General features: G+C 60.2%; 15 protein-coding genes. 10 read left to right on the top strand and 5 right to left on the bottom strand.

Annotated elements, in window-relative coordinates; genetic code table 11:
* Positions 1-102: 102 nt before the first annotated feature.
* Both ASC85_RS12460 and ASC85_RS12455 read right to left on the bottom strand, forming a co-directional pair.
* The gene (locus ASC85_RS12460) at positions 103-957 is read right to left on the bottom strand and encodes a sulfurtransferase (protein ID WP_057449527.1); all 855 of its coding nucleotides are present in this window, start codon (positions 955-957) and stop codon (positions 103-105) included.
* Between the two features lie 33 nt (positions 958-990).
* Complete coding sequence (locus ASC85_RS12455; RefSeq protein ID WP_003206524.1) at positions 991-1,662, bottom strand: TetR/AcrR family transcriptional regulator; 672 nt, start codon at positions 1,660-1,662, stop codon at positions 991-993.
* A gap of 148 nt (positions 1,663-1,810) precedes the next feature.
* Between ASC85_RS12455 and ASC85_RS12450 the strand changes: the two genes are divergently transcribed.
* The 5 genes from ASC85_RS12450 (at position 1,811) to ASC85_RS12430 (ending at position 6,538) form a co-directional block, all read left to right on the top strand.
* On the top strand, positions 1,811-3,241 hold the full coding sequence (locus ASC85_RS12450; RefSeq protein ID WP_057449526.1) for a coniferyl aldehyde dehydrogenase: 1,431 nt from the start codon (positions 1,811-1,813) through the stop codon (positions 3,239-3,241).
* Between the two features lie 27 nt (positions 3,242-3,268).
* Positions 3,269-3,814: a hypothetical protein gene (locus ASC85_RS12445; protein ID WP_057449525.1), complete on the top strand. Its 546-nt coding sequence runs from the start codon at positions 3,269-3,271 to the stop codon at positions 3,812-3,814.
* A 144-nt stretch (positions 3,815-3,958) separates the two neighbouring features.
* Positions 3,959-5,554 (top strand): GMC family oxidoreductase, encoded by a 1,596-nt coding sequence (locus ASC85_RS12440; RefSeq protein ID WP_057449524.1) that lies wholly within the window; start codon positions 3,959-3,961, stop codon positions 5,552-5,554.
* A gap of 115 nt (positions 5,555-5,669) precedes the next feature.
* Positions 5,670-6,149, top strand: a complete 480-nt coding sequence (gene coaD / locus ASC85_RS12435; protein WP_003177462.1) for a pantetheine-phosphate adenylyltransferase — start codon at positions 5,670-5,672, stop codon at positions 6,147-6,149.
* 137 nt (positions 6,150-6,286) lie between these two features.
* Entirely contained in the window at positions 6,287-6,538 is a 252-nt protein-coding gene (locus tag ASC85_RS12430) for a YfhL family 4Fe-4S dicluster ferredoxin (RefSeq protein WP_003206534.1), read from the top strand.
* Between the two features lie 164 nt (positions 6,539-6,702).
* Here ASC85_RS12430 and ASC85_RS12425 read toward each other — a convergent pair whose 3' ends face one another.
* From ASC85_RS12425 to ASC85_RS12415, 3 genes are read right to left on the bottom strand one after another with little or no spacing between them, the layout of a single operon-like run.
* Positions 6,703-7,023, bottom strand: a complete 321-nt coding sequence (locus tag ASC85_RS12425; RefSeq protein ID WP_014340695.1) for a hypothetical protein — start codon at positions 7,021-7,023, stop codon at positions 6,703-6,705.
* Positions 7,024-7,070: 47 nt separating this feature from the next.
* The gene (gene mutM, locus ASC85_RS12420) at positions 7,071-7,883 is read right to left on the bottom strand and encodes a bifunctional DNA-formamidopyrimidine glycosylase/DNA-(apurinic or apyrimidinic site) lyase (RefSeq protein WP_057449523.1); all 813 of its coding nucleotides are present in this window, start codon (positions 7,881-7,883) and stop codon (positions 7,071-7,073) included.
* Positions 7,884-7,913: 30 nt separating this feature from the next.
* Entirely contained in the window at positions 7,914-8,729 is an 816-nt protein-coding gene (locus ASC85_RS12415; protein WP_172681424.1) for an HDOD domain-containing protein, read from the bottom strand.
* Positions 8,730-8,961: 232 nt separating this feature from the next.
* Between ASC85_RS12415 and ASC85_RS12410 the strand changes: the two genes are divergently transcribed.
* The 5 genes from ASC85_RS12410 (at position 8,962) to ASC85_RS12390 (ending at position 14,647) form a co-directional block, all read left to right on the top strand.
* Positions 8,962-9,501, top strand: a complete 540-nt coding sequence (locus ASC85_RS12410) for a type 1 glutamine amidotransferase domain-containing protein (protein WP_057449522.1) — start codon at positions 8,962-8,964, stop codon at positions 9,499-9,501.
* 312 nt (positions 9,502-9,813) lie between these two features.
* Positions 9,814-11,010, top strand: coding sequence for a class I SAM-dependent rRNA methyltransferase (locus tag ASC85_RS12405; RefSeq protein WP_003206543.1), 1,197 nt, complete (start codon positions 9,814-9,816; stop codon positions 11,008-11,010).
* 406 nt (positions 11,011-11,416) lie between these two features.
* Positions 11,417-12,499 (top strand): SagB/ThcOx family dehydrogenase, encoded by a 1,083-nt coding sequence (locus tag ASC85_RS12400; protein WP_057449521.1) that lies wholly within the window; start codon positions 11,417-11,419, stop codon positions 12,497-12,499.
* Positions 12,496-13,449 carry a diiron oxygenase gene (locus ASC85_RS12395; RefSeq protein WP_057449520.1) on the top strand — a complete coding sequence of 318 codons (954 nt, stop codon included), beginning with the start codon at positions 12,496-12,498 and terminating at the stop codon, positions 13,447-13,449. The genes ASC85_RS12400 and ASC85_RS12395 overlap by 4 nt, the downstream gene beginning before the upstream one ends.
* On the top strand, positions 13,442-14,647 hold the full coding sequence (locus ASC85_RS12390; protein ID WP_057449519.1) for an MFS transporter: 1,206 nt from the start codon (positions 13,442-13,444) through the stop codon (positions 14,645-14,647). Before ASC85_RS12395 ends, ASC85_RS12390 begins: the two co-directional genes overlap by 8 nt.
* Positions 14,648-14,850: the final 203 nt, after the last annotated feature.

Here is a 14,850-nt window from a genome sequence, read left to right as displayed (position 1 = left end):
AATGTCAGGCCGCCATCGCGAGCAAGCTTTGCTCCCACAGGGTATCTGGGTTGCCTATAAATCTGCGGTCAAGCCCGCTCCCACATTGGTTCCGGGTGTTTGTTATTCGCCCGTCGCCACTCCCCGCTGGGGATCATTGATCCACTCACTCCACGAGCCGGCGTACAGCCCCCCCAGCGGATAGCCTGCCAGGCACAAGGCAAACAGGTTATGACACGCCGTCACGCCGGAGCCGCAATAGGCCACCAGGTCGGTGGGCGAGCGCTCGCCCAGTTTTTCGGCGAAGCGCTGCTTGAGCTGGTCGGCCGGCAAGAAGCGGCCATCGGCACCCAGGTTGTCGGTGAAGGCCGCGCACTGGGCGCCCGGGATATGCCCGGCTATCGGGTCGATCAGCTCGACTTCACCTTTGAAACGCGGCAATGCCCGGGCATCCAGCAGGGTCATGTCCGGTTGGCCGAGGCGTTGTTGCAGCGCTTGGGCGCTGAGCACCAAGTTCGCATCCGGTGCCCCGCTGAAGGTTCCGCGACTGTTCTGCGGCGGATCCAGGCTCAAAGGCAAGCCAGCGGAGTGCCAGGCCTTGAGCCCACCATCGAGGATGTACACGCCATCGCGCTTGCCCAGCCAGGCCAGCAACCACCAAGCCCGCGCGGCATAGGCGCCGGGACCGTCGTCGTACAGCACGACATCGCTATCGTTATCGATCCCCCAGGCCTTGAGGCGCTCGATCAACGCCTCGGGCTCCGGCAGCGGATGACGCCCGGTCACACCTTTGGTCACCGGCCCGCTCAGGTCACGCTCAAGGTCCGCAAACGCTGCACCGGCGATGTGGCCCTCGGCATAACTGCGCTGACCGTAATCGGGGTCTTCCAGGGCAAAACGGCAATCGAGGATGACCAGCCCGGGCTGTGATCGCCGCTGTTCGAGGGCTTGAGGGCTGATGAGTTGCGCAATGGGCATGGTGAGCTCCTGTGGCTAAGTCGGGGGTCGATCCTACTGCCCTTCCTCCAGGGTCTGGGCCAGGGGGACGTAATACTCTTTGAACAGTGCATCCACCTCTTCGCGGGCCTGATCGGTCACGAAACCGGCCTCCAACACCAGCACCTGATACACGCCACGCTTGATGGCCTGCTCGCTCAGGTGGCTGAAGTTTTCCCGCGTGGTGCACAGGAACCGCACCCAGGACGTAAGAATGATCCAGGCGTTGAGGGTCAGGGACTCGATCTGCACCCGGTCCATCTTCAGGATGCCGGCGGCAACGAAGCCTTCATAAATAGCAGTGCCGTGGATCAGGCTGCGCTGGGAGAACCGTCGATAGCGCGCCGCAAGGTCCGGGTCGCTGTCGAGCAGATGTTCCAGATCCCGGTGCAGAAAACGGTAGCGCCACATGGCCGCCAGCAGCTCCTGCAAATAGAAACGCTTGTCTTCCACCGTGGCCGCGCGGCCCTGGGGCGGGCGCAAGAAACTGTCCACCAGGTTCTCGTATTCACTGAACAACACGGCGATGATCGCCTGCTTGTTGGGGAAGTGGTAATAGAGGTTGCCCGGCGACATGTCCATGTGGGCGGCAATGTGGTTGGTGCTGACGCTGCGCTCGCCTTGCTGGTTGAACAGCTCGAGGCTGTTTTGCACGATGCGCTCGCTGGTTTTCATTCGTGGGGCCATGGTTTGGGCTTTAATTCGACGAAGGCATTGATCGGCATCTTACGACCTATCGGTCACAGGAAAAACCCATCGCCGTTACGGATGCCATTGACTTTCTAGAGTATAAGCTCTAGAAAACACTCACTCTAATAATATCCGGTGCCCGACGATGCCTGCCGACGTTGCCTACCTGCACGAGTCTCAACAACAACTGGACGAGCTGCAGTCTCTCTTCGATGCCCAGCGCCAGGCCTACGCCGCCCATCCAAGGCCCCCAGCCGAACAGCGCCGACAATGGCTCAAGGCACTGCGCGAGGTATTGAGCAACGAACGACAAGCCTTGATCGACGCCATCAGCCAGGATTTCAGCCACCGCAGCGCCGACGAAACACTGCTGGCCGAGCTGATGCCAAGCCTGCACGGAATCCATTACGCCAGCCGACATCTCCAGGGTTGGATGAAACCCTCCCGGCGCAAGGTGGGCATGGCCTTCCAGCCGGCATCGGCCAAAGTGGTGTACCAGCCGCTGGGCGTGGTCGGCGTCATCGTGCCGTGGAACTACCCGCTGTTCCTGGCCATCGGGCCGCTGACGGGGGCGCTGGCGGCGGGCAACCGGGTGATGCTCAAGCTCAGCGAATCGACACCGGCGACCGGCTTGCTGCTCAAGCAATTGTTGGCCCGGGTCTTCCCCCAGGACCTGGTCTGCGTGGTGCTTGGCGAGGCGGAAATCGGCATGGCGTTTTCCAAGCTGCCCTTCGATCACCTGCTGTTCACCGGCGCCACCAGCATCGGCAAGCATGTCATGCGTGCCGCTGCCGAAAACCTGACCCCGGTCACCCTCGAGTTGGGTGGAAAGTCGCCGGCCATCGTGTCGACCGATGTGCCGCTCAAGGACGCCGCCGAACGCATCGCTTTCGGCAAGACCCTGAATGCCGGGCAAACCTGTGTCGCCCCGGACTACGTGCTGGTACCGCAGAACCGCGTCGGCGGGTTCGTTGAAGCGTATCGCGAGGCGGTTCGCGGGTTTTATCCGACCCTGGCGAACAACCCGGACTACACCGCAATCATCAACGAACGACAGCTGGCGCGGCTCAACGGCTACATCAGCGACGCCACCAGCAAGGGCGCGCTGCTGATCGAACTGTTCGACCAGGGCCAGGACCGTCGCATGGCCCACAGCCTGCTGCTCAACGTCAGCGATGAAATGACCGTCATGCAGGACGAGATCTTCGGCCCGCTGCTGCCCATCGTGCCTTACGAGCATCTGGACCAGGCGTTTGCCTACATCAATCAGCGACCCCGCCCGCTGGCGCTCTACTACTTCGGCTACAACAAGGCCGAACAGAATCGCGTACTCCACGAAACCCATTCCGGTGGCGTCTGCTTGAACGACACGCTGCTGCATGTCGCCCAGGACGACTTGCCATTCGGCGGCATCGGCCCCTCGGGAATGGGGCATTACCACGGGCATGAGGGTTTCCTGACCTTCAGCAAGGCCAAGGGCGTGCTGACCAAACAGCGGTTCAACGCCGCGAAGCTGATTTATCCCCCTTACGGCAAGCCGTTGCAGAAACTGATCCAGAAGCTGTTTGTCCGCTGACGCGTCTCTTCCCGGGTAATCACAATAATGAACCCAAGCCTCACCGATACACCCGCGCTGTCACGGCGCGGCCTGCTGAAGTTCGGCCTCGGCGCCAGCGCCTTCCTGGCCACCGTCGGTGTGGGCGCCAGCCTGAGCGGTTGCTCGCCAAGCCAACCGGCCAACGGCCTGGCGGCCCTGCGCGACAGCGACCTGCCATTTTTACGCAGCGTCATCCCCGTGATGCTGGATGGCGCAGTGGCCGTCGGACAGATTACTGCCGCCACTGACGCGACCTTGCGAAGCCTGGACAGCAGCCTGGCCCACCTGTCCCCCGCCATGCTCAAGCTCACGCGCCAGCTGTTCGACGTGCTCACGCTGGGCATTACCCGCGGGCCGCTGACCGGGGTCTGGGGCCCGTGGGAAAACGCCAGCGCCGATGACATCCACCAGTTCCTCGAACGGTGGGAAAACAGCTCGCTGGACCTGCTGCGACAAGGCCACAGCTCGTTGCTGCAACTGGTGATGATGGCCTGGTACACCCAATCCGAAGCCTGGGCGCACTGCGGCTATCCAGGACCGCCAACGGTCTGAAAACCAAGTTAAACCCTGTGGGAGCGAGCTTGCTCGCGATTGCGGTGCGTCAGTCAATACAGTTGCTGCTGATCCGACGCCATCGCGAGCAGGCTCGCTCCCACAGGGGTACCGCAAACTCATAACAATAAGAGAGCCCTGAACATGCCCGTACCCGATCCCTTCCGCGAAGGCCTGGCCCGTGGCTGGACCACCTACAACGGCGCGCAGCTGACCCAGGACCTGACCCTGGAAGCGGACGTGGCCATCGTCGGCAGCGGTGCTGGCGGTGGCACCACGGCAGAAATTCTCAGCGCCGCCGGCTACCGCGTGTTGCTGATCGAGGAAGGTCCGCTCAAGACCAGTCATGACTTCACGCTGCTCGAAGACCAGGCCTACAGCAGCCTGTATCAGGAAGGCCTCGGGCGCATGAGCAAGGACGGCGCCATCACCATTCTCCAGGGCCGGGCCGTCGGCGGCACGACGCTGATCAATTGGACCTCCAGCTTCCGCACGCCCGACCAGACCCTCGACCACTGGGCCGCCGAGCACAGCGTAAAAGGCCACGGTCGTGCTGAAATGGCGCCCTGGTTTGCGCAGATGGAACAACGCCTGGGCGTGGCGCCATGGCTGATTCCGCCCAATGCCAACAACGACGTGATCCGCAAAGGTTGTGAACAATTGGGCTACGCCTGGCACGTCATCCCGCGCAACGTACGCGGCTGCTGGAACCTGGGCTATTGCGGCATGGGCTGCCCGACCAACGCCAAGCAGTCGATGCTGGTCACCACCATCCCGGCCACCCTGGACAAGGGCGGCGCGCTGCTTTACCTGGCGCGGGCCGAGCGTCTGACGATCAAGAACGATGCCGTCATCGGCCTCGAGTGCCAAGCCATGGACGAACGTTGCGTGGCGCCGACCGGGCGGCGCATCACCGTCAAGGCGCGGCATTACGTGCTGGCGGGCGGCGGCATCAATAGCCCCGGATTGCTGCTGCGCTCCGATGCGCCAGACCCGCATGAACGCGTGGGCAAACGCACCTTCCTGCACTTGGTGAACATGTCCGCCGGGCAATTCGACGAGGTGATCAACCCGTTCTACGGCGCGCCGCAATCGATTTATTCGGATCATTTCCAATGGCAGGACGGCACCACCGGCAAAATGTCCTACAAGCTTGAAGTCCCGCCCTTGCACCCGGCCCTCGCCGCCACGCTATTGGGCGGGTTCGGCCCCGAGAACGCTTTGCACATGTCCCGACTGCCCCATACCCACGCCATGTTGGCGCTGTTGCGCGACGGTTTTCATCCGGACAGCCCCGGCGGCAGCGTCGAGTTGCGCAGCGACGGCACACCCGTGCTCGATTATCCCGTTACGCCGTATGCCTGGGATGGCTTGCGCCGGGCCTTCCACAGCATGGCCGAGATCCAGTTTGCCGGCGGCGCCAAGGCAGTCATGCCTTTGCACAGCGATGCCCGCTACGTAACGACCCTGGCCGAAGCCCGCACACTGATCGACGGACTCGACCTGGCCTTGTACCGCACGCGCCTGGGCAGCGCCCACGTGATGGGCGGTTGCGCCATGGGCGAAGATCCGAAAACCGCCGTCACCGACAGCCTTGGCCGTCATCACCAACTGGCCAACCTGTCGATCCATGACGGATCGCTGTTCCCCACCAGTATCGGCGCCAACCCGCAATTATCGGTGTACGGGCTGACCGCGCAATTGGCGACGGCCCTGGCCGAACGCCTGAAAAATCCATGAATATCCGGATTATTCGCACCGTCTATAGTGCTTTCTTACACAACAGCCGACTTGGCCGACCGAGAAGGCTGCGATACCATCCGACTCCCCAACGGACTCCCGCCAGGACGACGCGATGAACCGAGTGTTGTACCCAGGTACCTTCGACCCTATTACCAAGGGCCATGGCGATCTGGTCGAACGCGCCGCGCGCCTGTTCGACCATGTGATCATTGCCGTCGCCGCCAGCCCGAAGAAAAACCCGCTGTTCCCGCTGGAACAACGTGTGGAACTGGCCCGCGAGGTCACCAAGCACCTGCCCAACGTGGAAGTGGTCGGTTTCTCGACGCTTTTGGCGCACTTTGCCAAGGAAAAGAACGCCAATGTGTTCCTGCGCGGCCTGCGGGCGGTCTCGGACTTCGAGTACGAGTTCCAACTGGCTAACATGAACCGCCAACTGGCACCGGACGTCGAGAGCCTGTTCCTGACGCCGTCGGAGCGCTACTCCTTCATTTCCTCGACGCTGGTCCGGGAAATCGCGGCGTTGGGCGGAGATATCACCAAGTTCGTCCACCCGGCCGTGGCCGATGCGCTGACCCTGCGCTTCAAGAAATAACCCGCGGGCTGCGACCCACTTCGCGGCCCAGCACAGCGCAGTCCATCGCGCCCGCGTGCACTGCGCTCGCCAATGCGGCACAATTGCGCCCATACGTTTTTCATATGCCCGGGCCCAACGCCCCGGCAGGAGCCTGCATGTCCCTGATCATCACCGACGACTGCATCAATTGCGACGTCTGCGAACCCGAATGCCCGAACGAGGCCATTTCCCAAGGCGAAGAGATCTACGTCATCGACCCGAACTTGTGCACCCAGTGCGTCGGCCATTACGACGAACCCCAGTGCCAGCAGGTCTGCCCGGTGGATTGCATCCCTCTGGACGAGGCTCATCCGGAAACTGAAGAACAGTTGATGGCGAAGTATCGCAAGATTACTGGCAAGGCTTGAGCCAGGTAGTTCTTTAGCGTCTGTACCGGCCTTATCGCGAGCAGGCTCGCTCCCACAAGGGATTTGCTTAGGACACAGACCATGTGAACTCAGTAGATCCCTGTGGGAGCGAGCCTGCTCGCGATAGGGCCAGCAGCTACACCATAAATGCACATACCTGACGACTACTCCTGCCGCTCAAACCCCTCCCCAATACACCCCAGGCACCGCACAAAGGTGGCCTTCGCCGGGTCCACCACCAGCGCCTTGCCCGCATCGCCGACCCCGCCGCCCAGCGCGGTAAAGGGCAACGACACCACGAATGCCCCGGCGCCAATCACTGTGGCGGCCAGCAGCAGCGGTCGGGCGATCAGCAGGTCGCCGAGCATGGCGAAGGCCGGCGGGTTCTGGATGGTGTAGCGCGGGTCGCCGCTGCCGTCGCTTGCCAGGGCAGGCAAACCGACACTCAGCAGCAGCGCTAGAACGACAGGTCGAAGCAGTTTCATGGGCGATCCTTCGGCTAAATACTACTGACTATAGACCGTAGGACAAATCAGCTCTGGCAGCGTGGACACCAGACGCTCGCACGCTGGCCCAGGCGGATTTCCCGCAGCCCCGTGCCACAGACTTTGCACAGCTCCCCGCCCCGGCCATAGACGAATAGCTCCTGCTGGAAATAGCCGGGCTGGCCGTCCCCACCGATAAAGTCCCGCAGCGTGGTGCCACCGCGCTCGATGGCATGGGTGAGGATGCGCTTGATCTCGATCGCCAGCTTCAGGTAACGCGCCCGGGAAATGCCTCCGGCAGCCCGGCGTGGGTCGATCCCGGCGGCGAACAGGGCCTCGGTCGCGTAGATATTGCCCACCCCCACCACCACCGCGTTGTCCATGATGAACGGCTTGACCGCCATGGAACGCCCCCGCGAAAGCTGGAACAACCGTTCGCCATCGAACAGGTCGGTCAACGGCTCGGGACCCAGGCGAATCAACAGCTCGTGATTGAACGGGTCGAGGCTCCAGAGCATCGCGCCAAAGCGTCGCGGGTCGGTGTAGCGCAAGGCCAGGCCGGATTCCAGCTCGATGTCCACATGCTCGTGCTTGGCGGCCGGCATGCCGACTTCCACCAAGCGCAGGTTGCCGGACATGCCCAAGTGGCTGATCAACGTGCCGACCTCGGCATTGATCAACAGATACTTGGCCCGCCGCTCCACCTGCACGATGCGCTGGCCCGAAAGCCGCACGTCGAGATCTTCCGGGATCGGCCAGCGCAGGCGGCGGTCGCGGACCACCACGCGACTGACCCGCTGGCCTTCAAGATGGGGCGCGATTCCGCGACGGGTGGTTTCGACTTCCGGCAGTTCTGGCATGAGGCTCTCGAGTCAGGCGAAGCCCCGCACTCAACGAGTGGCGAGGTCGCGAATTTCCTGTTTCTGGGTCTGGAAGTCGTATTCCGACAACCCGATGTAATCGAGCACAAGGCTCCCGACGCTATCCCACTCGTGGTCTTCGGCCTGATTGCCGAGCACCCGGTGGGACGCACAGATGTTCTCGGACATCTTCAGGATCGCCAGCAGGTTCTTCAACTGGCTGTTGTTGCGTGAAGACTCGTCGCTGAAGATCGCCAGGGCGTTGTGGTGGTTGGCGATGGCCTGGCTGACGTGATCCGGCAGGCGCCAGGATTTGGAGGTGTAGTAACCGACCACGGCATGGTTGGTGTTGAACTCACGGTTCTCGGTGTCCACCACCCGGCACTCGGCGCTGGCATTGGCGTAGGCCTCTTCCAGCACGCCCATGTAGTTGGGGAACTGCTTGAGCATCAACGGCACGCCGCAGTCGTGGAACAACCCCAGTGCATAGGCTTCGTCACCGTTTTCCAGACCGACGCGCTTGGCCAGGGTCAGGCAAGTCATCGCCACATCCTGGGCGGTATCCCAGAAGCGGTTCAGGGTAACGATGGCGTCGTCGTGCAGCTCGCCCTTGATCGACTGTGCATTGATCAGGTTGATGATCGAACGACTGCCCAACAGGTTCACCGCGCGCTGGATCGAGGTGATCTTGTTGCGCAGGCCGTAGTACGGCGAGTTGACGATCTTGAGCAAGGCCCCGGAAAGGCCCGGGTCGTGGGAGATCAGCTTGGCGATGGTCTCCAGGTCCGGGTCGGGCATGTACTGCTCCATCTGCAGATCCACCATGATCTGCGGTTGGGGCGGCACGCTGATGCCTTGCAAGGACTGTTGGATCTGTTCGGCGGAAAGTTCTTTGGACATGAGTACACACTCCGGTGTCAGGCGGGGATTCTAACCCTTAAAGATGGATCCGATACACCGCCGGGTAGATCGGCGGAACTTTCCTTCAGGCATCGGCTTCGGACTTTACAGGGCCGACAGCCAAGCCTGCATAAGGCTTGAGTCGGCAATCCAGCCACTCAGCTTGAGGAGATTTTTCATGCCTGGCTCCCTGAACAACAAACGTGTCGCCATCCTCGTGACCGATGGTTTTGAACAGGCCGAACTGACCGGCCCCCAACGGGCGCTGGAACAGGCCGGCGTCAAGGTAGACATCGTTTCGGCCCGCGAAGGCCAGGTCAAAGGTTGGAACCATGACCAGCCGGCCGACGACTTCCGGATCGACCTGACCTTCAAGGCCGCCAATGTCGAACAGTACGACGCCGTGGTGCTGCCCGGTGGCGTGCAGAACTCCGACACCATCCGCATCGACGCCGAGGCCCAGAAACTGGTCAAGGGCTTCGAGGCGGCGGGCAAGCCCATCGCGGTGATTTGCCATGGCGGCTGGCTGCTGGTGTCGAGCGGATTGGTCAAGGGCAAGACCATGACCAGCTACAAGACCCTCAAGGATGACCTGGTCAACGCCGGCGCGAACTGGGTCGATAAGGAAGTGGTCAAGGACGGCACGTTGATCAGCAGCCGTCAGCCCGATGACATTCCGGCGTTCAACCGCGAGTTGATCAGCGCGTTGTCCGCCTGAGCCTGCTGCGCTCTGTGTAGGAGCTGGCGAAGCCTGCGATCTTTTGATCTTGATCTTGATCTTGATCTTGATCTTGATCTTGATCTTGATCTTGATCTTGATCTTGATCTTGACTTACGATTCAAGTGTCTGGGGAAAGATCGCAGCCTCGTTTCACTCGACAGCTCCTACACAGCTTCTACATAGCTTCTACATAGCTTCTACATAGCTTCTATGGCCAAGCGAGAGTGTGCTTGCTCACCACATGTCCACCACGAGCCCCGCCAAGGTTGCAACACGGTATACTCCCGCTCTTTTTTCCGGAGCGACGTCATGTCCCTGCCTAGCCTGCGCCTCAAAGCCAACGCCGACCGTCGCCTGCGCGCCGGCCACCTGTGGGTCTACAGTAACGAAATCGATGTAGCCGCCACCCCGCTGCACGGCTTCAAGGCCGGCGACCAGGCCATCCTCGAAGCCGCCGGCGGCAAGCCGCTGGGCATCGTTGCGATGAGCCCCAACAACCTGATCTGCGCCCGGCTGCTGTCCCGCGACGTGAAGCTGCCGCTGGACAAGTCCCTGCTGGTGCATCGCCTCAACGTGGCGTTGTCCCTGCGCGAGCGGCTGTTCGACAAGCCGTTCTATCGCCTGGTCTACGGTGATTCCGACCTGTTGCCAGGCCTGGTGGTCGACCGTTTCGGCGACATCCTGGTGGTGCAGATCGCCTCGGCCACCATGGAAGCCCACAAGGACGACGTGATCGCCGCCCTGACCCAGGTGCTCAAGCCCAGCGGCATCCTGTTCAAGAACGACTCCGCGGCCCGTGACGCCGAAGGCCTGAACCGCTACGTCGAGACCGTGTTCGGCCTGGTGCCGGAATGGGTCGCCCTGGAAGAGAACGGCGTGAAGTTCGAAGCGCCGGTCATGGAAGGCCAGAAAACCGGCTGGTTCTACGACCACCGCATGAACCGCGCACGCCTGGCCCCGTACGCCAAGGGCAAGCGCGTCCTGGACCTGTTCAGCTACATCGGCGGCTGGGGCGTGCAAGCCGCGGCGTTCGGCGCCAGTGAAGTGTTCTGCGTCGATGCCTCGGCCTTCGCCCTCGACGGTGTCGAGCGCAACGCCGCGCTGAACGGCTTCGCCGAGAAGCTGACCTGCATCGAGGGCGACGTGTTCGAAGCCCTGAAGGAGCTCAAGGCCAGCGAAGAACGTTTCGACGTGATCGTGGCCGACCCACCCGCTTTCATCAAGCGCAAGAAAGACCTGAAAAACGGTGAAGGCGCCTATCGCCGCCTCAACGAACAAGCCATGCGCCTGCTCAGCAAGGACGGCATCCTGGTCAGCGCGTCGTGTTCGATGCACCTGCCCGAAGACGACCTGCAAAACATCCTGCTGACCAGCGCTCGCCACCTGGACCGCAACATTCAACTGCTCGAACGCGGCGGCCAGGGGCCAGACCATCCGGTACACCCGGCCATTGCCGAAACCCGCTACATCAAGAGCATCACCTGCCGGTTGTTGCCCAACAGCTGAGGCCGGACGGGGCCAGGGCCGTAGCGCTGTGCCCCGCACACTCCAATTGCATTCTGATCGCAGCCTTGGCTGCGATTTTTTTTGCGCGTCTGGAAAGTACTGCATTGAAGTTTCTGTAAGAAGCTCCCCACGACATTATTAGAACTTTCCTACTCAAAATTTATTTGCCAATTACTCATTAATAACTATGATCAAACTGTCACAACGCAAGTGACACCCCATAGAAAAAACACATCAACAAAGTAAAGGAGTTTAACAATGAAAACAATTCATCTAGAAGCTAATAAAATTGCAAACCTGGCGAGCCTGATCGTTCCAAAAGCCGCTAAGTAAGTAATAAGTGGGGCCGAGGAGTGCCGGCAACTCAGCCCCATTCAACTTATGAGCCACTGCGGGATCAAAATCAATGTATATAAATCCGAGCCTCTTTATACTTGCGCACCCGCCATGCCAGATTGTCTGGAACTACGAACACCACACCCAGCATGAACTCGAACTCGACTATTCTACACGTCTAGCTCAACTCATTAGTGACCCCACTTTATTCGACAAGCACAATCCCATTGATGTCGATCTATTAGAAGCTGGGATACTTATAGCAGAACCCAAAAAATCTTTAGATTGGAAATGGGATTCATTGTCTAAGATATTCCATATCGGCACAAAAAATATTCCTTGCGAAACTGTTCCCCAAAACGTGAACGAATGGGCAAAGCTTTATCTGGAACATTGCAACGAAGTCCTCGAGTCGCCAGCACCTCCGGCCAAGATAAAACCGGACTTGAGCGAGCTTATTTTCCTTTCGCCCTGCTCGTGGGAGGACCTCCAGGAGGTTTCTCTGGCGCAGACGCTTGTCGACCGCCGCACGTCTCGCTCATTCAGCGAAGAGTCCATTTCGCTAAAGCAGGTCAGCACCCTGCTTTATCTGACGCTAGGTTACCTGAACGAACGACCTTTCGTTCCCGGAGCTGAGCAGCCGGAAACCTTGGGCGCGCGACGCAGCAGTCCCTCTGGTGGAGGTTTGAATGCCTGCGATGGCTACCTTTACGTGCGCAACGTCGAGGGGTTGAAAGCCGGTGTCTACGCTTATTACCCGGATAAACATGCCTTGAGCCTGATCGGCCCGCTACCGGCAGAACCTTTGGGCCTGTTGTTAAGCGGACAACATTTCATCAATGCGCTGCCATTCGGGCTATTCCTCACCTCCCGATTCGACAAACTCTGGTGGAAATACGAACACTCCCGCACCTATCGGATGGCTTTTATCGAAGTGGGACACGTGTCTCAGGTATTCCTGATGGTCGCGACCGGTCTTGGACTCGATACGTGGCTGACCGGAGCGCTAACCGATTGCAAGGTGGAACAACTGCTGGGACTTAAAGAAAGTCCCGAGCAACCATTGTTTTTTGTCGGTTGTGGCCGGGGCGACGGGCAAGTGCATTGCGAAGCACTGAGGGCATTGGCCAATACCCAGGACATTACCCCATGACTGGCTCAACCTTTACGCAAACGCCTTGCTACACCCTAGGCGACTGGGACAACAAGGCAGCGGTGCGCGTGCGCAAGGACGACTACCGCCTTCCCGAGGATCTGGAGCAACAGCTGCGGGTCAAGGACTGGTTCCCGCCGGCGTTCGTCCCCTATATCGAACACCCGCTGATCAAGGCAGCTGGACGTTCCATCGTCCAGCGTCTTGAGGCTAATCACCTAGTGTATTTCTTAGACTACACCACGTTGCTGGAACACCGGGTCGTCAACCGTTCCGTGGAGACCATCGTTCATGGCGAACTTGACGTGACGATTCCGAACATGATGAAAACTGCCGCGCTGCAGCTCTATACCGATGAAGGCTATCACGCGCTGTTCTCCAATGAAGTAGCCGAGCAGGTTGCCGCCATGTATGGCATCGGTGATCGTCAAACGCCGAGACGCATTGAACGGCTGCTGGGCATGATCGACACAATCCATTCGACGCATCGTCCCCTGGCATGGTTCCTGATGGGATTCGTCTCTGAAACAATAATCGCCAAAGAGCTGCTGGCCATCACCCGCGAAAGCTTGGTTTCCACGGTGTACCGAATGCTCAGGAATCATCTTGAGGACGAAGCACGCCACAGTCGCTACTTTAGCGAAGTGTTCCAGTTTCTGTGGGCCGTCCTGGCCTCACCACAGCGCGATCAGGCCGCAAGGATGTTACTGGAGATCATAGGGCTTTATTTCGAACCAGACGTGTCCTGGCTAATGAGTAGCCTTGCCAGCGTAGGCTTCGACGAGCAGTCATCCCGACTGATCATCGCAGATCTCTTGCAACCAGACGCCCATATACAACGGCTTCGCTCCGGCACGGTATCGACGTTCGCAGCCATGAAGAAGGCGCGCTTCTTCGACAACGAACACAACCGACAGCTTTTTTCTCAAGCGGGGTTTATCGATGGCTGACACCAAGATCCTTACGCAGACCCGCAAACCTGCTGCCGTCGGTTTGCTACTGACGCTGGCCTTGCTTGGCGTGTTTCCGATAGATGTAGTGCTGCCCTCGTTCCCTGCACTGTCCGAACACTTTCAGAGCCCATCATCCGATATCGCCCTGTCTGTCAGCCTGTTCGCGGTGGGCATCGCCCTTTCGCAACTGCTGATCGGTCCGCTTTCCGACGTTATGGGACGAAAAAACCTGCTGTTGATCGGGATCGCCGTTTCAGCGGTTGGAGCAACAGGTTGCGTACTCGCCGACAGTTACTGGTCCTTTCTCTTCTTCCGTGTCGTCCAGGCCTTGGGGTGCGGTTGTTTCGTGCTGTCCCAAGCGTTGATCCAGGACCTGTTCACCGGACAGGAACAGCAGCGATTGCGAGTCTTGCTGGTCACCTGCGGCGGGATTTTTATTTCCGTTTCGCCCCTGGCTGGCACCGGGCTGCAAAGCTGGATGGGCTGGCGCGGCAGCTTCCTGGTGTTCATTGCCCTGGCAGCTGGCGTATTCGCAAGCGCCTGTCATTTGCTTGAATGCCCCCCGGCCGGCAGTCAACCCAGGCGTTTCAATATCATCGCATCCTATCGAAAGGTCTTCGGTGACTTCAGTTTCGTCGCTTATTGGTTAACCTCGGCGCTGGCTTTTTCCTGCCATTTTTCGTTCATCGTCATTTCACCGCTGGTCCTGATCGACCGGTTGCACTTATCGCCCGAGGCTTTTTCGCTGGTACTGCTGGGCTATGGTCTGGCCTATATCGGCGGGGGCGCGGTGGCGTCCGTGCTGAGCAATCGAATCGATCCACAGGCGCAAATCGTCACGGGTCTGGGCCTGATCCTTGCCGCAGGCCTCCTGATGCTGGGGCTCGCCAATTACCTAGGCTTGTCGATCACTACTCTGTTAGCGCCCATGATCGTTTGCACCGCCGGAACGACCATTGCCAGGGCGGCAGCCAACAACCAAGCCATGACGCTATTTCCGGCGCAGGCCGGCACGTCCGCCTCGGCCGGTAGCGTACTGATCTTTATTGTCGGCGGGCTAACCAGTGCCGTGATCAGCCTCACCCCGCTGGACTTACAGCTGGCCCTGGCCCTCTGCCTGATCCTGCTTAGCCTGCTGGGGCTGGCACTCAATGCCCTGGTCCGGCATCGCTACCGGGGGTTGTTGGCCGACTGAAGCCTGCCAGTCGTCATCCCGCGCACGACATTGGCGCCCGATCAGCGCTTTGCGTCATTTCATCCTGGCGCCAGCGGTGTAGAATCGCGACATTCATCGCCATTCATCCCCGGCGGGTTTATGAGCTCATGCTGAGGCGCGCAGTGATCCTGCAAAGTCATCAGCCACTTGCGGACACACGGCCAAACCCGGGTGCTCCAGAC

The organism is Pseudomonas sp. Root401, from assembly GCF_001425105.1.
In the GTDB taxonomy this organism is placed as follows: Bacteria; Pseudomonadota; Gammaproteobacteria; order Pseudomonadales; family Pseudomonadaceae; genus Aquipseudomonas; species Aquipseudomonas brassicacearum.
Note: the sequence above shows the minus strand (reverse complement) of the source record. Positions and strands in the feature narration are given on the sequence as shown.

Excerpts from the sequence above, each read along its gene's own strand:
- ASC85_RS12450 (WP_057449526.1), top strand. The coding sequence starts at position 1,811 with ATGCCTGCCGACGTTGCCTACCTGCACGAGTCTCAACAACAACTGGAC.
- ASC85_RS12395 (WP_057449520.1), top strand. The coding sequence starts at position 12,496 with ATGACTGGCTCAACCTTTACGCAAACGCCTTGCTACACCCTAGGCGAC.
- ASC85_RS12455 (WP_003206524.1), bottom strand. The coding sequence starts at position 1,662 with ATGGCCCCACGAATGAAAACCAGCGAGCGCATCGTGCAAAACAGCCTC.
- ASC85_RS12405 (WP_003206543.1), top strand. The coding sequence starts at position 9,814 with ATGTCCCTGCCTAGCCTGCGCCTCAAAGCCAACGCCGACCGTCGCCTG.
- ASC85_RS12430 (WP_003206534.1), top strand. The coding sequence starts at position 6,287 with ATGTCCCTGATCATCACCGACGACTGCATCAATTGCGACGTCTGCGAA.
- ASC85_RS12425 (WP_014340695.1), bottom strand. The coding sequence starts at position 7,023 with ATGAAACTGCTTCGACCTGTCGTTCTAGCGCTGCTGCTGAGTGTCGGT.
- ASC85_RS12390 (WP_057449519.1), top strand. The coding sequence starts at position 13,442 with ATGGCTGACACCAAGATCCTTACGCAGACCCGCAAACCTGCTGCCGTC.
- mutM (WP_057449523.1), bottom strand. The coding sequence starts at position 7,883 with ATGCCAGAACTGCCGGAAGTCGAAACCACCCGTCGCGGAATCGCGCCC.
- ASC85_RS12440 (WP_057449524.1), top strand. The coding sequence starts at position 3,959 with ATGCCCGTACCCGATCCCTTCCGCGAAGGCCTGGCCCGTGGCTGGACC.
- ASC85_RS12400 (WP_057449521.1), top strand. The coding sequence starts at position 11,417 with ATGTATATAAATCCGAGCCTCTTTATACTTGCGCACCCGCCATGCCAG.
- ASC85_RS12410 (WP_057449522.1), top strand. The coding sequence starts at position 8,962 with ATGCCTGGCTCCCTGAACAACAAACGTGTCGCCATCCTCGTGACCGAT.
- ASC85_RS12445 (WP_057449525.1), top strand. The coding sequence starts at position 3,269 with ATGAACCCAAGCCTCACCGATACACCCGCGCTGTCACGGCGCGGCCTG.
- ASC85_RS12460 (WP_057449527.1), bottom strand. The coding sequence starts at position 957 with ATGCCCATTGCGCAACTCATCAGCCCTCAAGCCCTCGAACAGCGGCGA.
- coaD (WP_003177462.1), top strand. The coding sequence starts at position 5,670 with ATGAACCGAGTGTTGTACCCAGGTACCTTCGACCCTATTACCAAGGGC.